The organism is Pseudodesulfovibrio sediminis (genome assembly GCF_020886695.1).
Taxonomy (GTDB): Bacteria; Desulfobacterota; Desulfovibrionia; order Desulfovibrionales; family Desulfovibrionaceae; genus Pseudodesulfovibrio; species Pseudodesulfovibrio sediminis.
Genome location: NZ_AP024485.1, coordinates 279,937 through 306,688, shown reverse-complemented (window position 1 = coordinate 306,688; position 26,752 = coordinate 279,937). Strand labels below are relative to the sequence as shown.

The following is a 26,752-nucleotide window of genomic DNA, read 5'->3' as shown; positions in this document are numbered from 1 at the left end:
CTCACGCCTAAAAACATACACGATTTTCACTGATTGAATCTGTCAATTGCCCCGTATTTTGTCAATCAGAATCTCCAGTCCCATGAAAACACCGTATGCCGACTATTCCCTGCAACGACTTGGTTTGCGGCCCTGTCTGAACATGGCCACATCATTTTTTTCATCAATGAAAAAAGTCCGTTGAACAATTTATAACGAATAGAGCAAAAAGGAGAGTTGACGACCATATGAGAAACGAATAAAGTTAGCCCCGTACAACATCTACACAATTGATTTTTTTGACTTTTTAAACAAGGACGGATCGGCGCCATATGGGTCAATACGCCAATTTAAACAATCACGGTTCTTTGGAGGAACAGGTCAAGGAGTTGGCCGACGAAGAACTGCTTGATTTCTGGGAAGAGACGCAGCAACTCGCCAAGATGCTGGACCAGGAAGAACAGACTGACCTTGAATACAACCCGGAATATGAACGAGTTATTCTTCAGGAACTTCAATACCGCACATGCTACAAGGGTCAGTTCTAGTCTACAATTTTTTACAAAGAAAAGCTCCCCGCCTCAAATGAGACGGGGAGCTTTTCTTTTATTATCTACTATATCAGTACTATTTTACAGGCAGTCTGCCGATGCTGAAATACGCAAAACCGGCCTTGCCCATCTCTTCAGGCTGGTAGAGGTTGCGTCCATCAAAGACCAAAGGTGCATTGAGCTTGGCCTTGAGGTTATCCAGATCAGGATTGCGGAACTGATTCCAGTCAGTGACCACTGCCAGAGCATCCGCACCTTCCAGAACAGCGTCCTGGTCGTCCATGATTTCAAGGTTTTCGATATGACCGATTTCCTCGCGGGCACGTTCATTCGCTTCAGGATCAAAGGCCCGAATTTTCATACCCTTGGCGGTCAGGTCCTTGATGACTTCAATGGCTGAGGCCTCACGGATATCATCGGTATTGGCCTTGAAGGCGATGCCCCACAATGCCAGCACCTTCCCTTCTACGCCGCCCTGAGGCTCATAGTAATCAAGAATCTTGGTGGACAGAACATGCTTCTGGGCATTGTTCACTTCATCCACGGAACGAATGAGCTTGGCATCGTAGCCGTATTCTTGGGCTGTTCCGATGAGCGCCTTGACGTCTTTGGGGAAGCAGGATCCACCATAGCCAACACCGGGGTAGATGAAGCTGTACCCGATACGGCTGTCTGAACCGATACCGGCGCGCACGTCAGAGACATTGGCGCCGACCCGTTCGCAGATATTGGCGACTTCATTGATGAAGGAAATCTTGGTGGCCAGCATGCAGTTGGCGGCATACTTGGTCATTTCTGCCGAGCGTGTTCCCATGACGATCAGCTTTTCACGGCTGCGGGCAAACGGGGCGTAAAGAGTCTTAAGAGTCTGTGCCGATTGCTCGTTCTCGGTACCCACAATAACCCTGTCCGGCTTCATGAAGTCGTTGACAGCATCCCCTTCCTTGAGGAACTCGGGGTTGGAAACGACATCGAAATCAATGGATTCACCACGTTTGTCCAGCTCTTCGGCAATAAGAGTACGAACGCGATCTGCGGTCCCGACAGGAACGGTGGACTTATCCACGACAATTTTGGGAGTGGTCATCTTCTGGCCAATTTCACGGGCAACGGCTTCCACAAAGGAAAGGTCGCAGGTTCCGTCAGAGCCGCAAGGGGTGCCCACGGCAACAAAAACCACGTCCGCTTCATTCAGCCCTTCACCGAGATCAGTCGTGAAATGCAGGCGCCCCTGTTCATTATTGCGCTTGACGATGGCTGCAAGCCCCGGCTCGAAAATGTGAACTTCACCTTTTCTCAGCTTTTCCACTACATTGGGGTTCACATCTACACAAAAAATATTATTACCCATTTCGGCAAAGCAGGCTGCGGAAACCAATCCCACATACCCGGTGCCAACGATACAAACATTCATATTATACAACTCCAGATAACTTTTCGTTTTACACTCAGGCAAAGCCGATATCCTGACATATCGAATACGTCAATCAAATCATATTATACAGTACAGGAGGCATAGCTATTGCCATTCCAAACAAGAAGGCTTAATCTTTGAAGATACGTTAAAATCACGCACTCTGGAGGAAGATAAGATGCCGGTACTCGTTGTCAACGTCGATCATGTAGCGACCCTGCGCCAGGCAAGAATGGGCATAGAGCCTGAACCCGTCACCGCCGCCTACATGGCGGAAATGGCCGGGGCCACCGGCATTATCGTCCATCTTCGCGAAGATCGCAGACATATTCAGGATCGGGATGTTGAGCTGATCAAGCAAACCTGCAACACCCGTCTGCATCTGGAAATGGCAGCCACCAAAGAGATGCAGGGAATCGCCCTCGACATCAACCCCGAGATGGTCTGTCTGGTGCCGGAAAAACGGCAGGAGCTGACCACAGAAGGCGGCCTGAACTGCATCGGGCGCGAACAGGAACTCACGGACTATCTGGCCCCGATCCACGAACAGGGAATCCGTTCCTCTCTCTTCATCGATGCTGACCCCAAACAGATAGAAGCCGCGCATAAAACCGGTGCTGAATTCATTGAAATCCATACTGGCCATTATGCGGATGCCAAAAAAAACGACGAACGCAACGTTGAACTCGAAAAAATTCTCAAAGGGATTGCCCTTGCGCAGGACATCGGCCTCAAGGTCAACCTCGGCCATGGTCTGAACTATCGCAATATCCTGAACTTCAAGGATGTTCCCGGCATCAAGGAGTACTCCATCGGTCACGCCATCATGGCTCGTGCCATGTATGTGGGGCTGGACCGCGCTGTCAGGGACATGGCGGAACTCGTCAGGACATTCGCGGACTAGTCATGATCAAGGGGATTGGGCTTGATCTCGCGGAACTGGACCGCATCAAGGCGCTGTGGGAGCAGTATGGCTCCCGCTTTGCCAAACGGATACTGACGGACAATGAGATCAGGCAATTGCCCGAACATTTCCCGATCAATCGTTTGGCTGCCCTGTTTGCCGGCAAGGAGGCTGCTGTCAAGGCGCTTGGAACCGGCTTTTCCCAGGGTATCCATTTCAAATGCATCGAAATACTGCATGGCCCCAGCGGCAAGCCGGAAATCGCCTTTCTTGGTCGAGGACGTGAGGAATGTGAAAAGCTGGGTGTCACCAGTGCGCATATCACCCTGACCCATTCGCGTGACACTGCCGCTGCCACCGTGATATTGGAAGGCTAGTCCAACCCCATAACTGGAGACAATTATGCTCTTGCCTCTGCCGACTCCCGCTGAAATGATGAACTGGGATCGCGTCACCATCTCATCCATCGGCATTCCCGGTGCCACACTCATGGAATCCGCCAGCCGTGAATCCATCACCGCCTTATTGGCTGAATTCGGCTCTGTCGAGGGCCAGGACATCATCTGCTTTGCCGGTTCGGGCAATAATGGCGGCGATGGATTTGCCATGGCCCGCGCTCTGATCGACCTTGGCGCCAACGTCACGGTCTATCACACAAGACCGAAAAAACAATACCGCGGAGAAACACGCTCCAACCTGCTGTGGGCGCAAAAACTCGATGTCCCGCTCATTCACCTTGCCAACGTGGACCTGAACACGCTCCCCCAGCCCGATATCATCATCGACGCTCTGCTCGGCACCGGCTTTGACGGACAACTCCACGAGGACTACCTGGAATTGGTCCGAACCATGAACCGTCTTGGAGAGCGGGCTTTCGTCTTTTCCGTGGACATCCCGTCAGGCCTGAACGGTCTGACCGGGACTCCCCAGCCTGAAGCGGTCGTGGCAGATGTCACAGCGACTTTTGAAGCGGCCAAACTGGGTTTGATCATGCCGGAAGCCGAAACGTATACGGGCATTCTTCATATCTGCCCTATCGGCATTCCGCTCAAAGTCCAGAATGACCACCCGGCCAGCCATAACCTGATCACCGGGGCGATCATGGACACCCTGCCACCACAAACACCGGATATGCACAAAAACAGCAGCGGTCATGTTCTTGTTGTGGGAGCGGCTCCCGGCATGACCGGCGCAGCCCACCTTGCTGCCATGAGTGCGTTCCGCTCCGGAGCGGGCCTGGTCACGGCGGCCTGCCCAGAGGGACTGGCTGACTCCATCAAAGCCGACACCCCGGAAATCATGACCCTGATCATGGGCAGCGGCAACGAATGGAATGAGGAAATGGTCAACCCGCTCCTCAAAGCTCTTACGACTTACGACGCTGTGGTGGTCGGTCCCGGTATCGGCAGATCATCCCACACACAGGAATTTCTCAAAGCATTCATCCCGCAATGCTCCATACCCTTGGTCCTGGATGCAGATGGGTTGTTTGCCCTTGCCAATTACCCGGAATTGCTGAATGCGCTCCCAGAGCAAACCGTGCTCACACCCCACCCGGGTGAAATGGCGCGGATACTCAAAACCGATATCCGTTCAATCCAGTCCGACAGACTGGGTACCGCAAAGGCGTTTACGGCAATCTCTGAGGCTACTCTTGTTCTCAAAGGAGCTGGAACGATCGTTACAAACCCGGACATGACCTGCCACAGTCCGTTTTCAGAACCGAATCTGGCCGTAGGCGGCTCAGGCGATATTCTCGCAGGCATGATCGGTACGCTTTTGGGACGGGCGCTTTCCCCCATGCACGCGGCCTGCCTAGGAGTCTTCTGGCATGGTTTGGCCGGACATGCCCTGCGGGAGGACTTCCCTAAACGCGGCAATATGGCATCAGACATCATCAACATGTTACCCAAAGTGGTAACTTCTTAACGTACAAGGAGTATTCCTATGCTTACAGCCAAAGAACTCATGACCTCGGAATGCATCACTCTGACTCCTGAGACCGATATCGCCACCGCAGCCAAGACACTGCTGGACAACAAGATCAACGGCGCCCCCGTCATTGATGACGGAAAAGTCGTCGGTGTCCTGTGCCAGTCCGATCTGGTGGCTCAGCAGAAAAGAATCACCCTCCCTTCGTTTTTCACCCTGCTGGACGGAGTATTCCCGCTGTCTTCCCAGGATGAACTGGAAGCCGAGGTCACCAAGATTGCCGCCGCCAAGGTCGGCGACGCCATGACGCCGACCCCCACATTCATCACCCCGGAAACCTCGATCGAAGATATTGCCACCATGATGGCCAACGAGAAGTTATATACCCTGCCTGTTCTTGAAGACGGCAAGCTCGTCGGTGTCGTGGGCAAGGAAGACGTCCTCAAAACCCTGTTGCAAAACACATAACGCACTCAATGGAACTGGAAGTATATCTCAAAGACCCAGAGGCCACTCTCCAATTCGGGCGCACCCTGGGCAAAGCCATGGTGCGCGCCGAAGTTCCGCCCGCCCTGCTCTTGCAAGGCGACCTCGGATCAGGCAAAACAACCCTGGTCAGAGGATTGGTAGAGTCCCTGCCGGGAGCGGATCAGGCAGAAGTTTCAAGTCCAAGCTTCAACATATTCAATCTGTACCCCACACAACCGCCAGTAGCCCATTTTGACCTCTACAGGCTTGAAGGCATGCCGCCTGACGATGCCCTGTTCGAGTGTCTGGAAGACCCCAAAATGGTCACCGTGGTCGAGTGGATTCAGTTCTTAGAAGCCGATTTATGGCCAAAACACGCACTTTTTTTGAAATGGACACCTTCTGAGACTGGACGAAGCCTTACATTGCGTGCAATGGGAAGAACGGCACATGAACTGGTAATATCTTTGATGTCCGAAATCACAACCACAAGAGACGAGAAGTAGAACGAAAATGAATATCGTCGTACAGAAATTCGGTGGAACCTCGGTCCGTAATCTTGAATGTCAGAAACAGGTCATGCAGAAAGTCCTGCGCCCTTATCGCGAGGGAAACAAAGTCATCGTGGTTCTATCGGCCATGTCCGGCGAAACCAACCGACTACTATCCCTAGCAGAAGAATGGTCCGACAACCCTGATCCGGCTGAAGTAGATTCCATGGTTTCCACCGGCGAACAAGTCTCCTGTGCGCTCTTCTCCATGCTTCTCAAACAACAGGGCGTAAAAAGCCGTTCCGTGCTGGGTTTTCAGGCGCCGGTCAAGACAGACTGTGCTTATGGAAAGGCGCGTATTGTCGACATTGATGAAAGCAAACTCAAGGAAATGCTCAAGGAATACGACATACTAGTGGTTGCCGGTTTCCAAGGGTGTGACGAGAGTATGCGCATCACAACGTTGGGCCGAGGTGGTTCCGACACCTCTGCCGTAGCGCTGGCCGCCGCTATCGATGCCGATGTCTGTGAGATTTACACTGACGTGCCGGGCGTGTTCACCACCGACCCGAACATGTGTACGGATGCCCGGAAAATGGACCGTGTCGCCTATGATGAAATGCTGGAGATGGCCAGCATGGGCGCTAAAGTGCTCCAGATCCGCTCCGTGGAATTTGCCAAAAAATACAATGTAACCGTTCATGTCCGCTCAACTTTTTCCGATGAGCCGGGCACTATAGTCACGCAGGAGGATGAAAGCATGGAATCTGTTCTCGTTTCCGGGATCGCATACGACAAGGATCAAGCCCAGATCACTCTGGTGCACGTCAAGGACCAACCCGGCGTTTCCGCCCAGATTTTTTCCCCCTTGGCAGAACAGAAGATTCTTGTGGATATGATCATCCAAAATCCGTCCAAAGACGGCCTGACAGACATGACCTTCACTATCCCCCGCGCCGATGTAAAGCAGACCTTGAATACCCTGGAAAAGCTCAAATACGAAATTGGCTACGAGGAACTCGATCATAACCTAAACGTGTCAAAGGTGTCGATTATCGGCGTCGGCATGCGTAACCACTCTGGAGTTGCTTCCCGAGCATTCCAAACGCTTGCCGATGAGAACGTTAATATCCTGATGATAAGCACCTCGGAGATCAAGATCACCTGTCTGATCGACGACAAGTACACCGAACTGGCTGTACGCACACTCCACAAAGCCTTCAACTTGGAGAAAGGCGAACACAGAGAGTAATTTGAATGAGACACGTTACGATATATGATACAACTTTACGCGATGGAGCACAGGCCGAAGAACTGAATCTGACACACCAGGACAAGATCCACATAGCCCACAAGCTGGATGATCTGGGCATCCATTATATCGAGGGTGGCTGGCCTGGTTCAAACCCTACAGATCAGAAATTCTTTGATGAAATAAAAGGACATACATTTAAGAATGCCAAACTAACGGCATTCGGCTCGACGCATCTGGCCAAGAGTACCCCGGAGAATGATCCTGTCCTGGCCGGACTATTGGCCGCCGAAACATCGGTTATCACCATCTTTGGCAAGACCTGGGATCTCCACGCCACGACTGCGTTGGGTATTCCTCTCGAACGCAATCTGGAGCTCATTGCCAACTCCGTTGGCTATCTCAATGAGCGAGTGGATGAAGTCATCTTTGATGCCGAACACTTTTTCGACGGGTTCAAGAACAACAGGGAATACGCAATACAGGCCATCCGGGCTGCTCATGAAGCCGGTGCTTCCAGACTCATTCTCTGCGACACCAATGGCGGCACCCTGCCCGATGAAGTGGCCGAAGCAGTTAAGGCTGTTACGGAAGCACTCCCCGAGGCCCAGTTCGGCATCCACGCTCACAATGACTCAGAGCTGGCTGTAGCCAACTCACTGGCCGCTGTACGGAATGGAGCTACACAGGTTCAAGGCACCATCAACGGATACGGCGAGCGATGCGGTAACGCCAATCTCTGTTCAGTGATTCCGAACCTGCAACTCAAGATGGGGATCGAATCCATTGGAAGCGAAAACCTGTCCAGACTCTTGATGACCTCCAATTTCGTCAGCGAGATTGCCAACCTGCGCCCGTTCATGCGCCAGCCTTTTGTGGGCGCTTCCGCCTTTGCACACAAAGCTGGTGTTCATGTCAGTGCAATCCAGAAGGATTCCCGCACGTATGAACATATTGAGCCGGAAACCGTGGGCAATGAACAACGCGTTCTGCTTTCTGATCAGTCGGGTAAATCCAACATCCTGTTCAAGGCCAACGAGCTCGGTTACGAACTGAAAAAAGACGATCCAACAGTGGACCGTCTGCTCAAGGAGTTGAAGCTGAAGGAAAGCATGGGCTACGAATATTCAGTAGCAGATGCCTCATTCGAGTTGGTCCTGCGTGAAGCGCTGGGCAAACCGCTGAACTATTTCCATTTCCAGAACTTCTTTGTGGTGGATGCCAAGCGAGAGGAAGATGCTGAGCCCTTCACCGAAGCCACAGTCATTGTCGACGTCAAGGGACAACAGGAACACACTGCCGCCACAGGCATGGGACCGGTCAACGCCCTTGACCGCGCACTGCGCAAAGGGTTGGAGCGATTCTATCCCAGACTGAGTGAAATCAGACTGCTCGACTTCAAAGTGCGCGTGCTGTCCGGTGCGGTCCGTGACACAGGTGGTACAGCCTCCTTTGTCCGCGTCCTGATAGAAAGTGGCGACCGTACGGACCGTTGGACGACCATGGGCGTCTCCCACAACATCATCGAAGCAAGCTGGCAGGCTGTGGTGGATTCCATCAATTTCAAGCTGTTCAAAGACGACCACAAAAAATAAAGAAACACATTCCAACAAACAAGGCCGGGTACGCATTTGCGTGTCCGGCCTTTACTTTTCTAGGGCTCATACATCGTATCCCACAACAAACCGGACAGTGATACACTCATAAACTCGCCAAACAAAAAGACCGCCCTGCCAAGGCAGAGCGGTCTTGCATATCGGAGACAAGGCCCCTTACAGCATTCCGGCGACCTTTTTGGTCAAACGCAGGAGCTGGTTGGTAAAGCCAGCTTCGTTATCATACCAGATGATAAGCTTAAGCTGGGTGCCGCCCATGACACGAGTCAGAGAGCTATCGACCACGCCACCAAAGGTGGAGCCCATGAAGTCGACAGAAACCAGCGGCTCATCAGTGTAGCCCATGGAATCGTTGGAGGCTGCCTTGAGAGCGGCATTGACCGCTTCAGCCGTTGCAGGCTTATCGAGTTCGCAAACCAGATCAACAAGGGAAACATTCGCTGTAGGGACACGGATCGCCATGCCGTCCAACACACCGTCAAGCTCGGGAATAACCAGACCAAGCGCCTTTGCCGCGCCGGTTGAGGTCGGAACCATGTTGACGGCACAGGCACGAGCACGACGCATGTCGCTGTGAGAACCATCGAGAATACGCTGACTCATGGTGTAGGAATGCACCGTGGTCATGATGCCGTGCTTGATGCCATACAGGTCATTGATGACCTTGGCCACGGGCGCCAGACAGTTGGTCGTACAGGAGGCATTGGAAATAATATTGTGCTGGGGGGTGAGCAGGTCATCGTTGACAGACATGACAACAGTTGCATCAGGCTCGGAACCAGGGGCAGAAATGAGCACTTTCTTGGCACCACAGGCGAGCATTTTTTCACAGCTTGCACGATCCCGGAATTTACCAGTGGTCTCAACCACGATATCACAGCCGAGATCACCCCAAATCCATTCACCCGGCGCATTGCGTGTGACCGTCACGTCCTTGCCACACACCTTGAACCCTTTTTCGGTGGGCTCCACGTCAAGGAAGCGACCGTGCACGGAGTCATACTTCAGCAGATGGGCCAGATCCTCGTTTGAAGCACGAGCATTAACTGCCACTAATTCCAGGTCTTTCTCTTCAGACAACAGGCGTGCCAGATAACGTCCGATCCGTCCAAATCCGTTCAACCCTATTTTAACAGCCATTACGACTCCTCCTTAAGAAGTGTGCTTTTATCAATCCTGATCAATTTTGAAGGCAATAACCATACTTTTACAATGATTTTCCGTCAACGGTGTTTATAAGCCGCTCTGTTTCAGCAGATCCAACGTGTCTCGATCTGTGAAATCAAAATGAAGCGGTGTCATTGTAATATGTCCTTCCGTCAACAGCGCGCGATCTCGGTCAGCGCTGATACGCTCGGGCGGAATAGCCCCCTTCAGCCAATAATACGGATTCCCACGGGGATCCAAACGGGTATCATATTCATCTGTATAGGAAGCCCTTGTGTGCGGACACACAATCAGTTCCTTGGCCTCTTCAATGGGACAGTCCGGGAAATTGAGATTAACCACGCATTTTCTGGGGAGCTCCTTCCATGGAATCTGGGGCAACAGGTCGACGCAGTAACGGGCTTGTCCCCTCAAATCCTTCGGATTGAAACTGTCCATGGATACGGCCATGGCCGGAATCTCCATGAGCGCGCCTTCCGTGGCGGCGGAGACAGTGCCCGAATACAGGATATCAACGCCCACGTTTGCCCCGGCATTGATACCGGAGAGAACCAGCTCCGGAGGCCCATCCAACAGTGTGGACAACCCCAACTTCACGCAGTCAACCGGCGTTCCGTACACCCCCTGCCCCACGAATCCGTTTTCCTTAAACTCTTTGACCTTGATGGGCATGGACAGGGTTACGGCGTGTCCCACTGCGGATTGTTCCGTGACCGGCGCAACCACGCGGACATCGTGGCCCGCTTCTATCAGAGCAAAATAAAGGGTCCGAAGACCTATGGCCTGTATACCGTCATCATTGGCAAGAAGGATCTTCATACTACGTCACCTATGGAGCTTTGATTTGACAATACCTGTGAAATCAGGTTCATAACTTGAAGCGGAACCCAATTATCCTGCACCCCGCATCCCGTGCGATGATACTCGTATGTGCGGGGTTACCTCAACCTCTATTCAATGGCAATATTCGTGGGAAAAAAGTCGCAATATATTCATGATATGGCTCCCGGCCAACCGGTAAATGATATTTTTCTCCTGGCATCGGCCAACCAGGCACAGTCTCGAAACGGCCCATACTGGAACATTACATTTCAAGATGCCACAGGTAAAATCGACGGCAAAATATGGAGTCCGAAAAGCCAGGAATATCCTGCTCTTGCCCCCGGACAGATGGCCCATGTGCAAGGTTTTGTTGAAAATTACCGAGACAAGAATCAACTCAAGGTCGACCACATGGAACTCCTTGAGACACCCCATCCTGATGTGGATATGGGCGATTTCCTGCCCACATCCGCCGTACCGCCTCAAGAGCTTATGGAGGCCGTGGAGGAACTTGTTACCGAACACATGAAACACAAGCCATGGAAGCTGTTTTGCAAAAATGTGCTCGGCAACGAAGAGATTCGTACACGCCTGCTTTCGGCCCCCGGAGCAAAAACCGTCCACCACGCATATGTAGGCGGATTGCTTGAACACACGTTGCAGGTAGCCCGATCCTGCATGGCGCAGTGTGATGTCTACCCTACTCTGGATCGCCAGACACTGCTCGCCGGCGCCATCTTCCATGATCTCGGAAAAGCGTGGGAACTTTCCGGCGGTCTGACCAACGACTATACGGACGAAGGTCGTCTGCTCGGCCACATCCAGATCGGCCAGAATAAGCTGGAACCGTTTCTGAAGAAAGCCAAATCGCTGGATGAAAGTCTCAAGCTGCACCTGCGCCACCTGATCACCAGCCATCATGGTGAGCACGATTTCGGAGCGCCTGTACGCCCGAAAACGCCTGAGGCATTTGTCCTCCACTTTGTGGACAACATGGACGCAAAGCTGAATATTATCGAACAAGCCTATGTAGACATGGACAAAAATGGTCAGGAGTGGTCTCCTTACATGCGCTTCCTTGAGCGCAATGTGTATCGCGCCCCGACAACCCCAGACCCATCTGCCAAGAAGAACGAGAAACCGGAGAACCAATGTTTATTACCTTTGAAGGCATAGAAGGCACCGGCAAATCGACTCAAATAAAGCTTCTCACCGAATACCTTGAATCCAGAGGCAAAGAAGTCTTCCTGACCCTGGAACCGGGCGGGAGCCGCGTTGGCAAGGAGCTCAGAAAGATGCTTCTCCATGTGGACAACAAGGATATCACCCCTATCACGGAGTTATTTCTCTATTTGGCAGATCGTGCCCAACACATCGCGCAGGTCATTCGTCCTGAGCTGGAAGCCGGACGAATCGTACTCTGCGACCGTTTTGCTGACTCTACCATCGTATACCAGGGATATGGCCGCGGATTGGACACACAGGTCCTCAAAGAGCTCAACGAGGTCGCAGTAGACGGTTTGTGGCCCGACCTGACCATTGTTCTGGACATCAACCCTGAAATAGGTCTGAAACGAGCCACACTTCGCAACATCCAGGACGGCAAAGCCAAGGAAGAAGGAAGATTCGAAGCTGAACACCTCACTTTCCACGATCGCATTCGCGAAGGCTACCTGACCTGGGCCGCATTCCACAAGGATCGCATGAAAGTGGTTTCCGCTGCTTCCACCCCGGAAGATGTGTTCACACGCATCAGGGAAATCATCGATCCGCTTTTGGAGGACAAGGCCTGACCCTCTCATTTCACTGAAGGGTAAAAGAATAGTGCCTGTATTCTTTGCCCGATTCTGATATGGTGATTCTCAAGCAATGACACAAGTCATCGCATAACCCGCTTACCCTCATACGAGTTCATGCCTATCGACCAGATCGTCAAGCCACCATCTCCTTCAAGAATACCGGCTTCGGTGTTAATCGACACTGCCAAATATATCGCAGTGATGGCCGCTGTTGCCATACTGCTGTCAATAGGCACCCAACGGCTCGGATACAACTGGCAATGGTATCGCATTCCCCAATATCTCGGGCAATTCACTGACGAGGGATTCAGGTGGGGACTCCTTATGCAGGGGCTGGGCGTCACCTTTCAGATAACCTCCATCAGTCTATTGCTCATGCTGATGATCGGCCTGGGAACCGCGCTCATGCGTATGACCAATTCATGGGCCGCACGTGGCGTGGCACGTTGTTATATGGAAATAATCCGTAACACCCCGCTGCTTATCCAGATATTCTTCATCTATTTCGTGCTGGCTCCCATTCTGGGAGTCAGCGGATTCTGGTCAGCCATTATCGCGCTCAGCCTGTTTGAAGGCGCCTACGCATCCGAAATATTCCGAGCAGGTATCACTTCCATTAACAAGGGACAGTGGGAGGCTGCCAAAAGCCTCGGGATGTCCTCTGCGCCCATGTACCGTCACATCATTCTGCCCCAGGCCATTCGCCGGGTCCTGCCTCCGCTCACGAGCCAGGCCGTGTCGTTGATCAAAGATTCCGCGCTGGTTTCGACCGTGGCCATTCTGGACCTGACGCAACAGGGCCGCATGATTGATGCGGAAACATTTCTGACCTTTGAAATTTGGTTTACTGTTGCCGCCATATATCTTGTCATCACCTTAATCCTGTCAGGGATTGTGAGAATACTGGAGCAACGCTTTTCCATTTAACCATTAACCGGAATTGGAGAACACCATGACTATCTGGAGAACTGTCAAAACAGGCAGTACAGTTATGATCGCCATTCTCGGGGTGTCACACGTAACTTTTGCCCAGGAATCCTGCAAATAACAGCAGCCCGGCCTCGCACCTGCCGGAACAAGGAGAAAAGAATGAAACTTGTACGTCTTGCAACCCTCACCTGCCTTTCATGTCTGCTCGCGCTCATCATTGGATGCAGCCAGCAACCAGTCCAGCAAAAAGCTGGAGAGAAAGCAGCTCCAGCCAAAACCAGCCAGCTCGACACCATTCTCAAACGCGGTGTTATCAAAGTCGGTTTTGATACATTCAAGCCCTGGGCCATGAAGAACAAAAACGGGGAATACATCGGCTTTGAAATCGATGTCGCCAAAAAACTGGCTGAAGACATGGGCGTTCAAGTCGAATTTGTCCCCACCAAGTGGTCCGGCATCATCCCCGCACTCCTGACCGGAAAGTTCGATATCATCATCGGCGGCATGTCCATCACTCCTCAACGCAATCTCAAAGTCAACTTCTCCATTCCCTACGAATTCTCCGGTATGTCCGTGGTTGCGAGCAAAAAACTGGCAGGCGGTCGAACCATGGCCTCCGAATTCAACAATCCGGCCACCACTGTCGCCGTTCGCCTTGGAACCACTGCCGCGGAAGTCACCAAAAACTTCCTGCCCAAGGCCAAGATTCTCTTCTTTGACGAAGAATCCCAGACGATTCAGGAGCTGCTCAACGAGCGCGTCCACGCCGTGGTCGCTTCAAACCCGCTCCCCATGAACCTAGCCAAGGAATACCCCGACCAGCTCTTCCTGCCCTTCAAGGAGGATTTCACTCGTGAACCGATTTCGTTTGCCGTGAAAAAAGGCGATCCCGACTTCCTGAACTGGCTCAACAACTGGGTCCTGTACACCTCAAGCAAAGGCTGGCTCCAGAACAGATACGAATACTGGTTCTACACCAACGAATGGGAAAACCAGATTCAGTAGTCGAGCCTCTCTTTGCCAACCATACACAAAACCCGCATACGCATAACCCTGCTGGATGCCGCCATACTGGCGGCTCTGGCAGGGCTGTTCGGCTTCATCGCCTATAAGGCCGTCACAGGGCTGAACTACCACTGGAACTGGAGTGTTATCCCGCAATTCCTGCTACGGTTTGATGAACCAACGCAATCGTGGAAACCCGGCTTGCTCACGCTCGGTCTTTTCGCAACAATCAGGCTCAGCATATGGTCAGGCCTGCTCGCCATCTCCCTTGGCACCCTCATCGGTTTTTTTCGCGTTTCACGCAGTCTCTTCAAACGACTGATTGCCGGCACCTATGTGGGACTTATCAGGAACACCCCTCCACTGGTGCTCATATTCATCTTTTATTTTTTCATCGGCGATCAGATCATGACGCTTCTGCACATGGATAACTTCATCTATGCCATGAATCCTGAGACAAAAGACGTGCTGAGCTATTTATTCGGCCCCATGAATCGCTTTCCACAATTCGTATCCGCACTGATCACACTGGCACTGTTCGAAGCCGCCTATATCGCCGAAATAGTCCGAGCCGGCATCGAATCCATTGACCCCGGACAATGGGAAGCCTCCACGGGCACGGGCATGACAAAAGCTCAGGCCATGCGGCATGTTATTTTTCCCCAAGCCATACAACGCATGTTGCCAGCCCTGGCCGGACAGTTTATATCAATTGTCAAGGACTCGGCCATCGTCTCCGTCATTTCCATCGAAGAATTGACGTTCCAGGCCCAACAGCTCATGACCACGACCTACCGGAGCTTTGAAATCTGGACCCTGGTCTTCGTAATGTACTTTATTCTCACGTTCCTCTGCTCACTTGCTGTCAGGAGATTGGAACTCACCATGAAGAGAGATTGATATGGCCAACTTCATCAGTACGTTGTTTAAAAAACTCATTTTCAAAGAGCCTGATGAGGCGGTAAGATCTGATAAACAAACGTCGAGCAAACCGTTCGACATGGAGGCATTTCAAATGAACGACATTAAGGTTTACGCCCTTTCCACCTGTATACATTGCAGAAATGCAAAAAAGTATCTGGATGAATGCGGTGTCAAATATGAATGCATTCACGTAGATGAGCTCTCCGGAGATGAACGCAAACAGGTCGTCGACGAAATCAAGAATCACAATCCGGCCGTCTCTTTCCCAACCATCATCATCAAAGATAAAGTTGTGGTCGGCTACCACAAGGACAAAATCGACAAAGCTCTGGAGGATTGATAGCCATGGATGCCAAACAACTCTACGAAATGTTGAAAAAAGTGCAGGAGCCCAAGGGATACTACTTCAACAAGGACATGGAAATGACCATGCCGCTCCTTGAAAGCCTGCTCATCAACAAGGAACGACTCGGCTATATGGCCTGCCCCTGCCGACTGGCCAATGGCGAATATGAAGCTGATAAGGACATCGTCTGCCCCTGCACCTACCGCGAGGACGACGTCAAGGAATACGGAGCCTGTTACTGTGCCCTGTATGTCAGCAAGGAATACAATGAAGACTCGGGTGAAAAGGAAGTGGTCCCGGAACGGAGACCCCCTGAAAACATCCTGTTCTAAATGCATGAAACAAAAAATCCCCGTCGTTTTGATGGGGATTTTTTTATTCACTAACCAAACCACATATCGATCAAACAAAAAACCAATAACCGATTGAGTTCTGGGGCCAAAGGCTCGTCTCGCATTCCCTCGGTTTCAGTAAGTCTTAAATTATGTCCCGCAATATGCGGAGATGACGAGCTCGCACCTCGTTGATGATATCCGACTTGGCCGCCATCATTCCCCCTGCGTACACAGCGAGATTGACCGTATCACGAGACCTGAATCCCTTGAAGTTGGTTTTCTTTTCCTTCACTTTCTTGCCGGTCACAAAAGAGATGGTCGTTTCATCTTCAACACGCTCCGGCATGACTGTTCCCATGGTGATGGACGAAATGATAATAAACGTCTCTTCCGTAGCATAGTTACGCATAATTTCAGTCAAAGCCGCACCAACGACGGCTCCCCCTGCTGCACCGGTCAACGAATCTGCTGATCGCCCGCTCTGTATGCCGGGAGTCGCTCCGACAACGCCTCCTGCCGCGGCACCTAGAAAGGAGTATTCCGCTGGCAGCATTTCAGTCACCTGACCGAAATAACGGACATTGACATCCAGCAAGATGCCGAAGTCGTCACCATCAGTGATTTCATACCCAAGATCACCATACGACTTTTCCAACTGCTGACGAAAAATCTTTATATCCAAAGAGGAATCACCCGTGGTGTTACGTATGCGCAACTTGAGCTTTGCATTGCGAAACATGGCCGGATCGGCAATGAATTCACCATCTTTAATCGCTCCATAAGAATACCCGGTCTTTTCATCCTCAACCAATTGATGCGGATTCTGTTGCCGGGCAACACATGCGGTCAAAACGAGAACCAAGGCCAATACAATCGGTAACGTCTGTCTTTTCTTGAACATTTATTTACTCCCCTTGCACACTGTGATGCCTTGATCATCGAGAAACTTGAAAACTTCCGAATAGTGAATTGAGAAATTCAACCCCTGAGCAGCCACGCCGGATGCAAGATGTGTCACGCCCCAGTCCTGCACCCCGACGACAGAGTTGCCATAGAATACCGGCCCACCTGAATTGCCACCGTTGGTGGCCGCATCTGTCTGAATATACAGGACCTCGGCACTGGACTGTGCAAAGTTGATGGGAGCGGTCCGGCGAAGAGAGCTGATGACTCCCCGAGTGATGGAAAACTCCAGTCCGTCCGGATGCCCAATGACCTCAAGCGACTCGCCCAGCGGCAGTTCCCTTTTGTCATAAAAGCAAACTGGCCGGCCACGCACATCCGCCTGTATCAGCGCCAGATCAAGTTGGGCGTCTCTGGCAACAACACGCCCCATCATCTCGCGTTGATCAAACATTTTCAGCTGAACATATTGGGACTCTTCCACGACATGATAGTTTGTCAGGACCATGTTGTCGGTCACATAAAATCCGGTCCCAATGCCAGTGCCCGTGTTCCTGACCACCACGACACTGTCAAACCGTTTATCAGCATATTTATCGTAGCCATAGGTCGCATTTTTTCGAGCCAGCTGTGCGTCGCTTCTGTCTGCGATAAACGCTCTCTGCACGTCAGCCATGGATGAAAACCGTGCGGCCTCTGCCGGACGACTGACAAACTGATTCAGAAGGTCCGACAACCTGACAGTAGCCGGTTCAAGTTCATACCGAACCACATCATCTTCCAGCACGGAGGTCTGCATGAACATTTCCCGGTTGGGATCGGAATCTTCCATGGCATAACAAACCGTAAAATAGGATTGTTCACTGATATCAAAAGTATCCCTGAAGAATTCACTCTTCCGTTTGTCCACCACATAATAGTGCACCGTAGCAAACTTATAGATGTCCATATGAGCCTTGATCACCTGATACGGATGATACTGGGCTACAGAAATATACTGGGGCGTCTTTCTGAATGTATCCCGCACGGCCTGCAGAGACTGTCCTGTCTCCTCCACAAGATCATCCTTGGCAGACTCCTCCATGAGATTGAGCGTCAGGGAATACATCCAGGGCGTGACTTCCTTGTTCTTTGCAGCCGTATGCTCCGCCGTGGCAGATTCAAGCTCTGTTTTGACGATCTCGTACTCCGGGTTCACTTCCTTGGTATACCCACTGACAAAGGTGGATTTGACCTTCTCCCGCCGGGCCACGACCCGCCTGACCTTTGATACAGCTATATTGACGAGAATAAGAATGTCCGCTTCCTTCACGGCTTCATGATTGAACGCCTTGCGCATACTTGCCCTGGAAGCATCAAAAGGAAGGTCAAGGCGCACATTGAGGCCAAAATCAAGAGCCTTGTCCTTGATGAGGTCCGGACTGGTGACCTGCAAAAAAGCAATCTTGAGATCAGGTATGGAGTCCGGCTCAAGTCCCACTGAGCGACATTGCTCGTAAGCGGCCAGGATATTGGTTAAATCCGCGGTCTTGGGAGACGGACACAAGGTGGTGAAATAGCGTTGCCCCAACTTCCGGCGCGCAGCATCCGGCAGCGTCGCTCCATAGACCTTGCAAAACGACTCGACCTGAGCATGCGACATTGCTGTAAGAGCATCCCGCCAGATTGCTTCATTGGCCGCGAGAAATGCCGATGCATCGAGTGACACAGGATACGCGTCAAAAAAATCCTGCCCGCTCCCAAGGGGATACCGTGCAAAAGCCACAGGAGCATCCGACACAATTTTCTGCACGCATTCTTCATAGGTAGCCACAGCAGCAGTATAGGATGCCGGTCTCAATTCCACATACCTGAAAGCATGTACAGTATTGAGTTCTGCAACCAACTTTTCCAAAGTCACCATCTTTTCCTGAACCTGCGGCCATGCCACACGCTCAGCAGGCCACTGCACCGAGACCGCCCCATGAGCGAGTGCATTGATCTGTGGCGACAAAGCCACATCAAGCGCCTTGACCAGTCGCTTGGTCATAGCTGAAATTTCGGAATCTTTGATATTACTGGAAAAAAAGGAATAATTGGCGACAACCAAGTCAGATGCTTCATTGTACTTGCCCTGATCAAGCAAGGCGTCAACCCTGGCTGACAATGAATCCGACAATCCGCTCCCCGCTTTATGGGAAGTCGCCTTACACGCTGACAGAACAAGAATCACGCAGACAAACAGGGCCAAAACTAAAGACGCTTGACGCATATAGACCTCACTGACGCCCCCCGGAGGCCTCCTGAAACAATAATGATTTACCCAATTCCTTGTTAGAACAGGCACTTGAATAGTAGGCTATTCAACAGCAAAAAGCAACGCCGATATTCTAACACCTTTATGCAATAAAAACATAAAGGCCCCTGCACAATGCAGAGGCCTTTCTCAAGGTTCTATCAAGTCTTATCGCTGAGATTTGGACAGGGCCAGATCAAGATCGGCAATGATATCCTCTATATCTTCCAGGCCGATGGAGATACGAATGAGATCGGAAGGTACGCCGGCTGCCAACTGTTCTTCGGGGGTGGATTGTCCATGTGTGGTAGATGCCGGATGAATGACCAATGTCTTGGCATCAAGAATATTGGCCAGATGTGAACACAACTCTACTGACTCAATGAACTTCCGGCCAGCTTCGAGACCGCCCTTAACGCCAAAGCCGAAGACAGCGCCAGGCCCCATCGGAAAGGTGTTCTTGGCACGATCATGATCAGGATGACTGGCCAAACCGGCATAATTCACCCATTCCACCGCGTAATGCGTTTCCAGAAACTCGGCCACCTTCTGTGCGTTTTCACAGTGCTGGCGAGCACGCAACGGCAGGGTTTCCATCCCCTGAATGATGAGAAAACTGTTGTGCGGCGATATGGTTGCGCCCGTATCGCGCAACAAGCCTATTCTTACCTTGGTCGTAAAGACGGGACACTGCTTGCTGTCGGCTCCCCCCAGTACTTCCCAGAGGTTGACATTGTTGTATGTCGGGTCTGGAGCGGTCAACTCGGGATAGTTGCCTGATGCTCCCCAATCAAAGTCGCCCTTCTCCACTATGGCTCCGCCCATGGCCACACCATGACCACCGATAATCTTGGTCAGCGAATGCACCGCAATGTCACAGCCGAAATCAAAAGGATTGAATATGGGCGGGGGCGCAACTGTGGCATCAAGGACAAAAGGCAGACCGTGCTTGTGCGCCACGGCTGCAATGCCCAGCAAGTCATCGACATTGCAACGAGGATTGCCAATAGCCTCGGAATAAACCAGCCGCGTATTCTCATCAATGGCCGCTTCAAAATTGGCTGGATCGCTTGAGTCCACAAACCGGACCTCGATACCGAAGCGTTTCAACGTGTGTTCGAACAACGTCTGTGTTCCGCCATAAAGGTTGGAACCCGTGACAAAATTCTGTCCGGCCGAGGTGATGGTTGTGACCGTATAAAAAATGGCAGCCATACCAGAGGCTGTTGCCAGCGCACCTGCAGCACCATGCAAGGCGGCCAATCGTTGCTCCAACACGTCTGTGGTCGGATTCATGAGGCGGGTATAAATATATCCCGGTTCCTTGAGGGCAAAGAGGTTTGCTGCGTGATCCGCGTCACGGAACAAATAAGCCGTGGTCTGATGGATGGGGACGGCACGGGACCCCGTGTCGCTGTCAGGCGTATGCCCCGCATGCAGAGCCAGAGTCTGAGGACCATATGGTTTATCGGCCATGGTCGATCTCCTGTTGGTTGAGGAATACAATCATTACTACACACCGTCACAGTGCGTCAGCAGACACTTTTTGGCAACACTCCGAACCATTGCGATTCATGATATGCCTCATAAGATTATACCTCGGTATCCTTCAGCTCGGCTGCGTTCAACCACTCGGCAAACGCCTCCTGCGCCCGCACTCCATAGGCTTCCTTGCGCAGCTTCTTCTTCATCTTCTTTTGCAGCCCGGGCATGAGACCAAAATTGACATTGGATGGCTGGAACTGCTTGACCGGTTCAGTCCGCAGATGGCTCAACAAAGCCCCCAGAGCCGTCTCCGGTGGGAGTTCGACCAGGCCCTTACCATGAAGGCGACGCGACAGGGAGAGTCCCAGCCAGAGGCCACAGGCGGCCGATTCAAGATATCCTTCCACACCTGTGATCTGCCCAGCCAGATAATATCCCGGCTTTGCATTGAGCTGCAACGTTTCGTCCAACACCTGTGGCGCATTGACATAGGTATTCCGGTGAATGGATCCGAGACGAAGAAATTCGGCATTTTCCAAACCAGGAATCATGCGAAAGATACGTTTTTGCTCCGGGTATTTGAGCTTGGTCTGAAAACCGACGAGATTGAAAGAGGTCTTGTCCACGTTCTCCGTGCGCAACTGGACAATGGCAAAGGGACGTTCTCCGGTTTTCGGGTCAACAAACCCCACCGGCTTGAGCGGCCCAAAGGCAAGCGTCATCTCACCACGCTCAGCCATGGCCTCGACAGGCAGGCAGGCCTCGAAGTGGATCTCCTTTTCAAAGTCGCGCGGCTGGACCTTCTCACCTTCAAGTAAAGCTTTAACAAACGCCGTGTATTCCTCTTCGGACATGGGACAATTGAGGTAATCATCGTCCTCCGGCTTCCAGCGTGATCCCCAAAAGACTTTATCGAAATCAACGGAATCACGGGAAATAATCGGCGCGATAGCGTCATAGAAATACAAACGCTCATCACCGACAGAAGCCATGAGGCTTTCAGTCAGTTCTGCACTGGCCAGAGGTCCGGCAGCTATGACGACGGCATCAGCCCCCTGCAACTCCTCGGCATCAAGAGAGGAAATCTCCTGACGAACAACCGTGATCAAGGCATGGTTTTCGATCTTGTCAGTGATATATTCGGAGAACAGTGTCCTATCCACGGCCAGCGCCCCACCAGCAGGGACACGCGTTGCCATGGCCGCTTCCATGATCAGACTGCCCAACGCAGTCATCTCTTCCTTGAGCAACCCGACCGCAGCACTGGGACCTGTGGCGCGAAAGGAGTTCGAACAAACCAACTCGGCCAGTCCATCCTCGGAATGCGCTTCGGAATGCTTGTCCGGCTTCATCTCATAGAGCGTGACCATGGTTCCGGCCTCAGCCAACTGCCATGCGCAGTCACATCCTGCCAGTCCACCGCCCACTATTGCCACTTGTGCCATTTCATATCCCCGATTTCGTTTACGTTCGACGCAATATGCCGTATACAACGACGAACCTGTGGAAGTCATAATGAACCGACCCTTACTCGACATACGCAAGCTGACGACCTGCTTTGCCTCACACGAAGGTATAGCCAAGGCGGTGGATACCGTCAGCCTTTCCTTTATGCAAGGGGAAACCCTGGCCATCGTGGGCGAATCCGGGTGCGGCAAGACTGTCCTCGCGCTCTCCATACTCGGACTCATACCCGATCCGCCCGGTCGCGTCACCGAAGGGACGATCCTGTACAAAGACCAGGACCTTCTGGAGATGTCTGAAAACGAACTCATGGAGATTCGGGGCAATGCCATCTCCATGATCTTCCAGGAGCCCATGACCGCGCTGAATCCGGTCTTCCGCATCAACGATCAAATTGCCGAACCTCTTCGACTACATCAGGGGTTCAACAAAAAGGAAGCTCTGAAAAAGGCCGTGGACGCTCTCAACCTGGTGGGCATCCCCAACCCGGCCAAGATCGCCACCTCCTATCCGCACGAACTTTCCGGTGGTATGCGCCAGCGTGTCATGATCGCCATGGCACTGGCCTGCAATCCTGACATACTCATCGCAGACGAGCCGACCACAGCTCTGGATGTGACCATTCAGGCACAGATTCTCGACCTCATGAACGAGCTCAAGGAACGTATCAACGGCTCACTCATGCTCATAACACATGATCTTGGTGTAGTCGCGCGCATGGCCCAACGTGTAGCCGTGATGTATTCTGGCAAAATCATTGAACTCTCAGATGCAAAGACACTCTATGCGGCCCCACTTCACCCATATACGCAAGGGCTGCTCGCTTCAGTGCCCACACTGGGCGAAACCACACGCCTGACCCCCATTCCGGGGATTGTCCCTTCCATTTTCAACCTGCCCACTGGGTGTCGCTTCCATCCTCGCTGTCCCAGGAAATTCCAAAAATGCGAACTCATGGTACCCCCACTTCTGGAACCGGAACCGGGCCGCCAAGTTCGATGCTGGCTCTATGAGGATGATTAACCCCATGCCGCCATTACTCGAACTCATCAACGTCACCAAACATTTCAAGGTAACCAGTGGTTTGCTGGGACTCCAATCGGGCACAGTTCGTGCCGTGGATGGTGTCAGTTTACAGGTGGAACAAGGTGAAACTCTTGGACTTGTGGGGGAATCCGGTTGCGGCAAATCCACCTTGGCCAAGTGCATCATGGGACTTGAAAAGGTGACCGGCGGCGAGGTGATCTTCGATAACAAGACCCTGGCGGGCTGGGACCAGAAGAAATTGCGCAGATCAATGCAAATGATCTTTCAGGACCCGTACTCCTCACTGAATCCACGGCAAAAGATCGGTTCCATCATCCGTGAAGGCCTGGATATTCACAACATTGGCTCCAAAGAAGAGCGACGTGAAAAGGTCAATTATCTTTTACAACTGGTCGGTCTCCGCTCTGAACATGGCAATCGCTATCCTCATGAATTTTCCGGAGGGCAACGCCAACGGGTGGCCGTGGCGCGAACGCTGGCCCTCGACCCCAAGCTCATAGTCTGCGACGAGCCTGTGTCCGCCTTGGATGTCTCCGTACAGGCACAGGTCCTCGGCATGCTCAAGGACCTTCAGACTCAATTGCGGTTAACCTACGTGTTCATCTCCCACGACCTGTCCGTGGTCAGCCATATCTCAAACAAGGTAGCGGTCATGTACCTCGGACGCATCATGGAAATCGGACCGAGCAAAGTGCTGTTCAAGGACCCCAAGCACCCATATACGCAAGCGCTCATGTCCGCCCTTCTGCTTCCGGACCCGACAAGACAGCCCGAACGCATCGCTTTGACGGGGGACCTGCCGTCACCCATGAATCCGCCCACCGGCTGTCCGTTTCATCCACGGTGCCCCCAGGCATTCGAAAAATGCAGGAACGGCCGTCCTGAGCTGATGGCATTGGACACCGGCGTTCAGGTCGCCTGTTGGCTGCACACTCCGTCCGAACTGTAACGCCCATACAAAGCTCAATCTGTATCTGGACCAGTAACAGTTGCGCATGCATACTGACGCCACTTCACAATTCATCACAAGGAAGAGACCATGATAACCCGTGACGAAGCCTTTGCTCTGCTCAAAGAACACAACACCGAGATCAACCTTATCAATCATGCACTGGAATCCGAAGCTGTCATGCGTGGGCTTGCCGCAAAACTTGGTCAGGATGAAGAACTCTGGGGTTTAACCGGCCTGCTGCACGACCTCGACTACAGCGTAACCAAGGAAGTACATGACCGTCATGGCCTGGACTCCGTGGACATCATCGGCGACAAGCTCCCACAGGAAGCGCTGGCCGCCATTCGCCGCCACGCATACGACATGAATGGCTCGGAAGCCCCGGGTACCGAATTCGATTTTGCCCTGCGCTGCGGCGAAACCGTGACTGGACTGGTGCATGCCGGAGCGCTCGTCCGACCGACCAAGATAGATGGAATGAAAGTTAAAAGCCTAAAAAAGAAAATGAAAGACAAGGCTTTTGCAGCCAGCGTCAATCGAGACTGCATTCGTGAATGTGACAAAATCGGCCTTGAACTGGGCGAATTCCTTACCATTGCCATCGCATCCATCAAGGATATCGCGCCGGAAGTCGGACTGAGTGCAGACCCTGCTTAGTTGCACGGCTTTCAGTTTTGTATTACTCCTTTTTCCCTGACTGAAAATACTCATATTTCAGGGGAAAAGGATACTTAGTGGCCGCTCTTTCAGAACCATTCGCCTCGGGCGATTCATTCATTCACAAGGCAGATCCGCGCATTCGCCTGGTGTGCGGATTGATTGTCACCATCCCCGTTGCCTTGCTGACAGTGAATCAACCTGCCTGGCTGGCTCTGGCTTTCGGACTATTACTGATCAAAATGGCCCGGTTAAACAGTGTGAAAGCGTTGCAACGGTTGTTCGTGGTCAATTTCTTCATAGCCTTTCTCTGGCTGTTTCTGCCCTTTTCCCTGCCGGGTGACCCGATTCTGTCCCTAGGCCCATTCCACGCGACCAACGAAGGGGTGAATCTGGCCCTGCTAATCACGATCAAGTCCAACGCCATCGTCCTGGCACTTATGGCTCTGATCGGCACCATCCCTGTACAGAACCTTGGCCCGGCCATGCAACAACTCGGCGTTCAGCGCAAACTCTGCCACATCCTCCTGTTCACCTATCGCTATATCTTCGTCATCCACGACGAGTATCGTACCATGCGCCAATCCATGCAGGCCCGCGGATTCAAACCGCGCACCAATACCCACACCTATCGCTCATATGCCTGGCTGGTGGGAATGCTGCTCGTCAAAAGCTGGGACCGCGCCGAACGGGTACAAAGCGCCATGCAATGCCGAGGCTTCAAGGGACGTTTCTATACCCTGACCGAATTCGAGACCAAACCGAGAGACTACGGCTTCCTGGTGCTCTGCCTGCTCGTGAGCGCAGGCTTGATTTACTTGGGATTCATGCAGAAAGGATCACTATGAGCCACGCGATCATCGAACTGAAAAATATTGTGTACGCCTTCCCTGACAGAGAGAACGCGCTGAATGGGCTGACCTTCCATTTGCATCATGGTGAGAAGCTGGGGCTTTTTGGTCCTAATGGCGCTGGCAAAACAACCATGCTGCATATTCTCATGGGCTTGATAACCCCCAATACCGGCGAAATAGCACTCTTTGGCACCACCATGACGGACAAAGACATGTTCAATGAGGCCCGGCTCAGGATCGGATTCCTGTTCCAGCATTCCGATGACCAACTCTTTTGCCCCACTGTTCTTGATGATGTCGCTTTCGGCCCTCTCAACCAGGGATTATCAAAGGATGAAGCAGCCAGCAGGGCTCAAGAGGCATTACAGGCTGTCGGCCTGAGCGGGTTTGAAGGTCGCATCCCCCACAGGCTCTCCGGCGGCGAAAAAAAACTGGTCGCTCTGGCAACCATCCTGTCCATGCGGCCCGAAGTACTCATTCTGGACGAACCCACCACGGGTCTCTCTCCTGAAGCCAAGGACCGCTTGATAGGGATTCTCCGGAATCTCGACATGGCACGACTGGTGGTTTCCCATGATCCCGACTTTCTGACTGCCACAACCGACCGGCTCATCGCCATACGCGATGGGCAAATCCGACCGGGCGAACTCAAACCGCACACACATACCCATGTGCACGAGGAAGGGGACACTCCCCACCAGCATGACTAAAGCTTGTAGCTAGTTACAGGGAGCGCTACAGACCTTTTCGATCTTGTCCTTGAGCTGCTCTGTACTGAATGGCTTAACGATATAGTTGGAAACACCGAGCTTTATGGCTTTCAGCACATTCTCACGGAAGGATTCTGCCGTGATCATGATAAACGGCAGGCATTTATAGTCTTCATGACCACGCACTCGAATCAGGAATTCCTCTCCTGACATTACGGGCATCTTGTGATCCGACAAAATGAGGTCAATGGTATCATTTTGAACAACATCCCAAGCAGCTTTGCCGTCGTTAGCCGTAACAACATTGGTTAGCCCAATGTTCTTGAGCGCAGTCTTTACGATCCGACGCATGGTACTTGAATCATCAACCACCAGAATCCGCATATTCATATTCATATTCATACTCATCTTATCCAACAATGGAATAACCACATACTATTAAAACAGATTGTTATCGTTGAAATAAGCAC

The 26,752-nt window shown here is 52.1% G+C and carries 28 protein-coding genes; 20 read left to right on the top strand and 8 right to left on the bottom strand.

The genetic code is table 11. The features are described 5' to 3' along the window. The first annotated feature begins 311 nt into the window (after positions 1-311). The gene (locus SRBAKS_RS01505; RefSeq protein WP_229592890.1) at positions 312-527 is read left to right on the top strand and encodes a hypothetical protein; all 216 of its coding nucleotides are present in this window, start codon (positions 312-314) and stop codon (positions 525-527) included. 79 nt (positions 528-606) lie between these two features. Here SRBAKS_RS01505 and SRBAKS_RS01500 read toward each other — a convergent pair whose 3' ends face one another. Beyond that, positions 607-1,944: a UDP-glucose dehydrogenase family protein gene (locus tag SRBAKS_RS01500; RefSeq protein WP_229592886.1), complete on the bottom strand. Its 1,338-nt coding sequence runs from the start codon at positions 1,942-1,944 to the stop codon at positions 607-609. Between the two features lie 178 nt (positions 1,945-2,122). Here SRBAKS_RS01500 and SRBAKS_RS01495 point away from each other — a divergent pair, with 178 nt between their 5' ends. Genes SRBAKS_RS01495 through cimA form a run of 7 tightly spaced genes read left to right on the top strand, consistent with a single transcriptional unit; the run spans position 2,123 to position 8,586 of the window. Continuing rightward, on the top strand, positions 2,123-2,848 hold the full coding sequence (locus SRBAKS_RS01495; protein WP_229592883.1) for a pyridoxine 5'-phosphate synthase: 726 nt from the start codon (positions 2,123-2,125) through the stop codon (positions 2,846-2,848). A gap of 2 nt (positions 2,849-2,850) precedes the next feature. Next, the gene (locus SRBAKS_RS01490; RefSeq protein WP_229592881.1) at positions 2,851-3,225 is read left to right on the top strand and encodes a holo-[acyl-carrier-protein] synthase; all 375 of its coding nucleotides are present in this window, start codon (positions 2,851-2,853) and stop codon (positions 3,223-3,225) included. 25 nt (positions 3,226-3,250) lie between these two features. Then, on the top strand, positions 3,251-4,777 hold the full coding sequence (locus SRBAKS_RS01485) for an NAD(P)H-hydrate dehydratase (RefSeq protein ID WP_229592879.1): 1,527 nt from the start codon (positions 3,251-3,253) through the stop codon (positions 4,775-4,777). 18 nt (positions 4,778-4,795) lie between these two features. Continuing rightward, positions 4,796-5,248, top strand: coding sequence for a CBS domain-containing protein (locus tag SRBAKS_RS01480; protein ID WP_229592877.1), 453 nt, complete (start codon positions 4,796-4,798; stop codon positions 5,246-5,248). A gap of 8 nt (positions 5,249-5,256) precedes the next feature. Next, positions 5,257-5,754, top strand: a complete 498-nt coding sequence (tsaE, locus tag SRBAKS_RS01475; protein ID WP_229592875.1) for a tRNA (adenosine(37)-N6)-threonylcarbamoyltransferase complex ATPase subunit type 1 TsaE — start codon at positions 5,257-5,259, stop codon at positions 5,752-5,754. A gap of 7 nt (positions 5,755-5,761) precedes the next feature. After that, entirely contained in the window at positions 5,762-6,991 is a 1,230-nt protein-coding gene (locus SRBAKS_RS01470) for an aspartate kinase (RefSeq protein ID WP_229592873.1), read from the top strand. Between the two features lie 5 nt (positions 6,992-6,996). Continuing rightward, positions 6,997-8,586 carry a citramalate synthase gene (cimA, locus tag SRBAKS_RS01465; protein WP_229592871.1) on the top strand — a complete coding sequence of 530 codons (1,590 nt, stop codon included), beginning with the start codon at positions 6,997-6,999 and terminating at the stop codon, positions 8,584-8,586. Between the two features lie 177 nt (positions 8,587-8,763). On the opposite strand, the gene gap is transcribed toward cimA, so the two are convergent. Continuing rightward, the gene (gene gap, locus SRBAKS_RS01460; protein ID WP_229592869.1) at positions 8,764-9,747 is read right to left on the bottom strand and encodes a type I glyceraldehyde-3-phosphate dehydrogenase; all 984 of its coding nucleotides are present in this window, start codon (positions 9,745-9,747) and stop codon (positions 8,764-8,766) included. Between the two features lie 93 nt (positions 9,748-9,840). Continuing rightward, positions 9,841-10,593, bottom strand: a complete 753-nt coding sequence (gene surE / locus SRBAKS_RS01455) for a 5'/3'-nucleotidase SurE (RefSeq protein WP_229592867.1) — start codon at positions 10,591-10,593, stop codon at positions 9,841-9,843. A gap of 150 nt (positions 10,594-10,743) precedes the next feature. On the opposite strand from surE, the gene SRBAKS_RS01450 reads away from it, so the two are divergent. From SRBAKS_RS01450 to SRBAKS_RS01420, 7 genes are all read left to right on the top strand, one after another. Further along, positions 10,744-11,772: a 3'-5' exoribonuclease YhaM family protein gene (locus SRBAKS_RS01450; protein ID WP_430708952.1), complete on the top strand. Its 1,029-nt coding sequence runs from the start codon at positions 10,744-10,746 to the stop codon at positions 11,770-11,772. After that, a complete protein-coding gene (gene tmk / locus SRBAKS_RS01445) occupies positions 11,748-12,389 on the top strand; it encodes a dTMP kinase (protein WP_229592865.1) in 642 nt (213 codons plus the stop codon). Before SRBAKS_RS01450 ends, tmk begins: the two co-directional genes overlap by 25 nt. A gap of 120 nt (positions 12,390-12,509) precedes the next feature. After that, the gene (locus tag SRBAKS_RS01440; RefSeq protein ID WP_229592863.1) at positions 12,510-13,322 is read left to right on the top strand and encodes an amino acid ABC transporter permease; all 813 of its coding nucleotides are present in this window, start codon (positions 12,510-12,512) and stop codon (positions 13,320-13,322) included. A 162-nt stretch (positions 13,323-13,484) separates the two neighbouring features. Then, positions 13,485-14,330 (top strand): transporter substrate-binding domain-containing protein, encoded by an 846-nt coding sequence (locus SRBAKS_RS01435; protein WP_229592861.1) that lies wholly within the window; start codon positions 13,485-13,487, stop codon positions 14,328-14,330. A gap of 12 nt (positions 14,331-14,342) precedes the next feature. Then, a complete protein-coding gene (locus SRBAKS_RS01430) occupies positions 14,343-15,230 on the top strand; it encodes an amino acid ABC transporter permease (RefSeq protein WP_229592859.1) in 888 nt (295 codons plus the stop codon). A 1-nt stretch (position 15,231) separates the two neighbouring features. Beyond that, a complete protein-coding gene (locus tag SRBAKS_RS01425) occupies positions 15,232-15,594 on the top strand; it encodes a glutaredoxin family protein (protein ID WP_347339444.1) in 363 nt (120 codons plus the stop codon). 5 nt (positions 15,595-15,599) lie between these two features. After that, positions 15,600-15,932, top strand: coding sequence for a ferredoxin-thioredoxin reductase catalytic domain-containing protein (locus SRBAKS_RS01420; RefSeq protein WP_229592857.1), 333 nt, complete (start codon positions 15,600-15,602; stop codon positions 15,930-15,932). A gap of 145 nt (positions 15,933-16,077) precedes the next feature. Here SRBAKS_RS01420 and traT read toward each other — a convergent pair whose 3' ends face one another. The 4 genes from traT to trmFO form a co-directional block, all read right to left on the bottom strand. Further along, entirely contained in the window at positions 16,078-16,836 is a 759-nt protein-coding gene (gene traT, locus SRBAKS_RS01415) for a complement resistance protein TraT (RefSeq protein WP_229592855.1), read from the bottom strand. Beyond that, entirely contained in the window at positions 16,837-19,089 is a 2,253-nt protein-coding gene (locus SRBAKS_RS01410) for a S1C family serine protease (RefSeq protein WP_229592853.1), read from the bottom strand. Between the two features lie 192 nt (positions 19,090-19,281). Next, on the bottom strand, positions 19,282-20,589 hold the full coding sequence (locus SRBAKS_RS01405; RefSeq protein ID WP_229592851.1) for an O-acetylhomoserine aminocarboxypropyltransferase/cysteine synthase family protein: 1,308 nt from the start codon (positions 20,587-20,589) through the stop codon (positions 19,282-19,284). 116 nt (positions 20,590-20,705) lie between these two features. After that, positions 20,706-22,043: a methylenetetrahydrofolate--tRNA-(uracil(54)-C(5))-methyltransferase (FADH(2)-oxidizing) TrmFO gene (trmFO, locus tag SRBAKS_RS01400; protein WP_229592849.1), complete on the bottom strand. Its 1,338-nt coding sequence runs from the start codon at positions 22,041-22,043 to the stop codon at positions 20,706-20,708. A gap of 70 nt (positions 22,044-22,113) precedes the next feature. Between trmFO and SRBAKS_RS01395 the strand changes: the two genes are divergently transcribed. The 5 genes from SRBAKS_RS01395 (at position 22,114) to SRBAKS_RS01375 (ending at position 26,282) form a co-directional block, all read left to right on the top strand. Next, on the top strand, positions 22,114-23,085 hold the full coding sequence (locus SRBAKS_RS01395) for an ABC transporter ATP-binding protein (protein WP_229592846.1): 972 nt from the start codon (positions 22,114-22,116) through the stop codon (positions 23,083-23,085). Positions 23,086-23,089: 4 nt separating this feature from the next. Then, complete coding sequence (locus SRBAKS_RS01390) at positions 23,090-24,058, top strand: ABC transporter ATP-binding protein (RefSeq protein ID WP_229592844.1); 969 nt, start codon at positions 23,090-23,092, stop codon at positions 24,056-24,058. A gap of 90 nt (positions 24,059-24,148) precedes the next feature. Beyond that, the gene (locus SRBAKS_RS01385; RefSeq protein ID WP_229592842.1) at positions 24,149-24,718 is read left to right on the top strand and encodes an HD domain-containing protein; all 570 of its coding nucleotides are present in this window, start codon (positions 24,149-24,151) and stop codon (positions 24,716-24,718) included. 77 nt (positions 24,719-24,795) lie between these two features. Continuing rightward, positions 24,796-25,566 carry a cobalt ECF transporter T component CbiQ gene (gene cbiQ, locus SRBAKS_RS01380; RefSeq protein ID WP_229592840.1) on the top strand — a complete coding sequence of 257 codons (771 nt, stop codon included), beginning with the start codon at positions 24,796-24,798 and terminating at the stop codon, positions 25,564-25,566. Continuing rightward, the gene (locus SRBAKS_RS01375) at positions 25,563-26,282 is read left to right on the top strand and encodes an energy-coupling factor ABC transporter ATP-binding protein (RefSeq protein WP_229592838.1); all 720 of its coding nucleotides are present in this window, start codon (positions 25,563-25,565) and stop codon (positions 26,280-26,282) included. The genes cbiQ and SRBAKS_RS01375 overlap by 4 nt, the downstream gene beginning before the upstream one ends. A gap of 9 nt (positions 26,283-26,291) precedes the next feature. Here the strand turns inward: SRBAKS_RS01375 and SRBAKS_RS01370 are convergent, their stop codons facing one another. Then, positions 26,292-26,678, bottom strand: coding sequence for a response regulator (locus tag SRBAKS_RS01370; protein WP_347339443.1), 387 nt, complete (start codon positions 26,676-26,678; stop codon positions 26,292-26,294). Positions 26,679-26,752: the final 74 nt, after the last annotated feature.

What these genes read in the sequence shown, in the direction of transcription:
- SRBAKS_RS01505 (WP_229592890.1), top strand. Translation starts at nt 312, where the DNA reads ATGGGTCAATACGCCAATTTAAACAATCACGGTTCTTTGGAGGAACAG.
- SRBAKS_RS01500 (WP_229592886.1), bottom strand. Translation starts at nt 1,944, where the DNA reads ATGAATGTTTGTATCGTTGGCACCGGGTATGTGGGATTGGTTTCCGCA.
- SRBAKS_RS01495 (WP_229592883.1), top strand. Translation starts at nt 2,123, where the DNA reads ATGCCGGTACTCGTTGTCAACGTCGATCATGTAGCGACCCTGCGCCAG.
- SRBAKS_RS01490 (WP_229592881.1), top strand. Translation starts at nt 2,851, where the DNA reads ATGATCAAGGGGATTGGGCTTGATCTCGCGGAACTGGACCGCATCAAG.
- SRBAKS_RS01485 (WP_229592879.1), top strand. Translation starts at nt 3,251, where the DNA reads ATGCTCTTGCCTCTGCCGACTCCCGCTGAAATGATGAACTGGGATCGC.
- SRBAKS_RS01480 (WP_229592877.1), top strand. Translation starts at nt 4,796, where the DNA reads ATGCTTACAGCCAAAGAACTCATGACCTCGGAATGCATCACTCTGACT.
- tsaE (WP_229592875.1), top strand. Translation starts at nt 5,257, where the DNA reads ATGGAACTGGAAGTATATCTCAAAGACCCAGAGGCCACTCTCCAATTC.
- SRBAKS_RS01470 (WP_229592873.1), top strand. Translation starts at nt 5,762, where the DNA reads ATGAATATCGTCGTACAGAAATTCGGTGGAACCTCGGTCCGTAATCTT.
- cimA (WP_229592871.1), top strand. Translation starts at nt 6,997, where the DNA reads ATGAGACACGTTACGATATATGATACAACTTTACGCGATGGAGCACAG.
- gap (WP_229592869.1), bottom strand. Translation starts at nt 9,747, where the DNA reads ATGGCTGTTAAAATAGGGTTGAACGGATTTGGACGGATCGGACGTTAT.
- surE (WP_229592867.1), bottom strand. Translation starts at nt 10,593, where the DNA reads ATGAAGATCCTTCTTGCCAATGATGACGGTATACAGGCCATAGGTCTT.
- tmk (WP_229592865.1), top strand. Translation starts at nt 11,748, where the DNA reads ATGTTTATTACCTTTGAAGGCATAGAAGGCACCGGCAAATCGACTCAA.
- SRBAKS_RS01440 (WP_229592863.1), top strand. Translation starts at nt 12,510, where the DNA reads ATGCCTATCGACCAGATCGTCAAGCCACCATCTCCTTCAAGAATACCG.
- SRBAKS_RS01435 (WP_229592861.1), top strand. Translation starts at nt 13,485, where the DNA reads ATGAAACTTGTACGTCTTGCAACCCTCACCTGCCTTTCATGTCTGCTC.
- SRBAKS_RS01425 (WP_347339444.1), top strand. Translation starts at nt 15,232, where the DNA reads ATGGCCAACTTCATCAGTACGTTGTTTAAAAAACTCATTTTCAAAGAG.
- SRBAKS_RS01420 (WP_229592857.1), top strand. Translation starts at nt 15,600, where the DNA reads ATGGATGCCAAACAACTCTACGAAATGTTGAAAAAAGTGCAGGAGCCC.
- traT (WP_229592855.1), bottom strand. Translation starts at nt 16,836, where the DNA reads ATGTTCAAGAAAAGACAGACGTTACCGATTGTATTGGCCTTGGTTCTC.
- SRBAKS_RS01410 (WP_229592853.1), bottom strand. Translation starts at nt 19,089, where the DNA reads ATGCGTCAAGCGTCTTTAGTTTTGGCCCTGTTTGTCTGCGTGATTCTT.
- SRBAKS_RS01405 (WP_229592851.1), bottom strand. Translation starts at nt 20,589, where the DNA reads ATGGCCGATAAACCATATGGTCCTCAGACTCTGGCTCTGCATGCGGGG.
- trmFO (WP_229592849.1), bottom strand. Translation starts at nt 22,043, where the DNA reads ATGGCACAAGTGGCAATAGTGGGCGGTGGACTGGCAGGATGTGACTGC.
- SRBAKS_RS01395 (WP_229592846.1), top strand. Translation starts at nt 22,114, where the DNA reads ATGAACCGACCCTTACTCGACATACGCAAGCTGACGACCTGCTTTGCC.
- SRBAKS_RS01390 (WP_229592844.1), top strand. Translation starts at nt 23,090, where the DNA reads ATGCCGCCATTACTCGAACTCATCAACGTCACCAAACATTTCAAGGTA.
- SRBAKS_RS01385 (WP_229592842.1), top strand. Translation starts at nt 24,149, where the DNA reads ATGATAACCCGTGACGAAGCCTTTGCTCTGCTCAAAGAACACAACACC.
- SRBAKS_RS01375 (WP_229592838.1), top strand. Translation starts at nt 25,563, where the DNA reads ATGAGCCACGCGATCATCGAACTGAAAAATATTGTGTACGCCTTCCCT.
- SRBAKS_RS01370 (WP_347339443.1), bottom strand. Translation starts at nt 26,678, where the DNA reads ATGAATATGAATATGCGGATTCTGGTGGTTGATGATTCAAGTACCATG.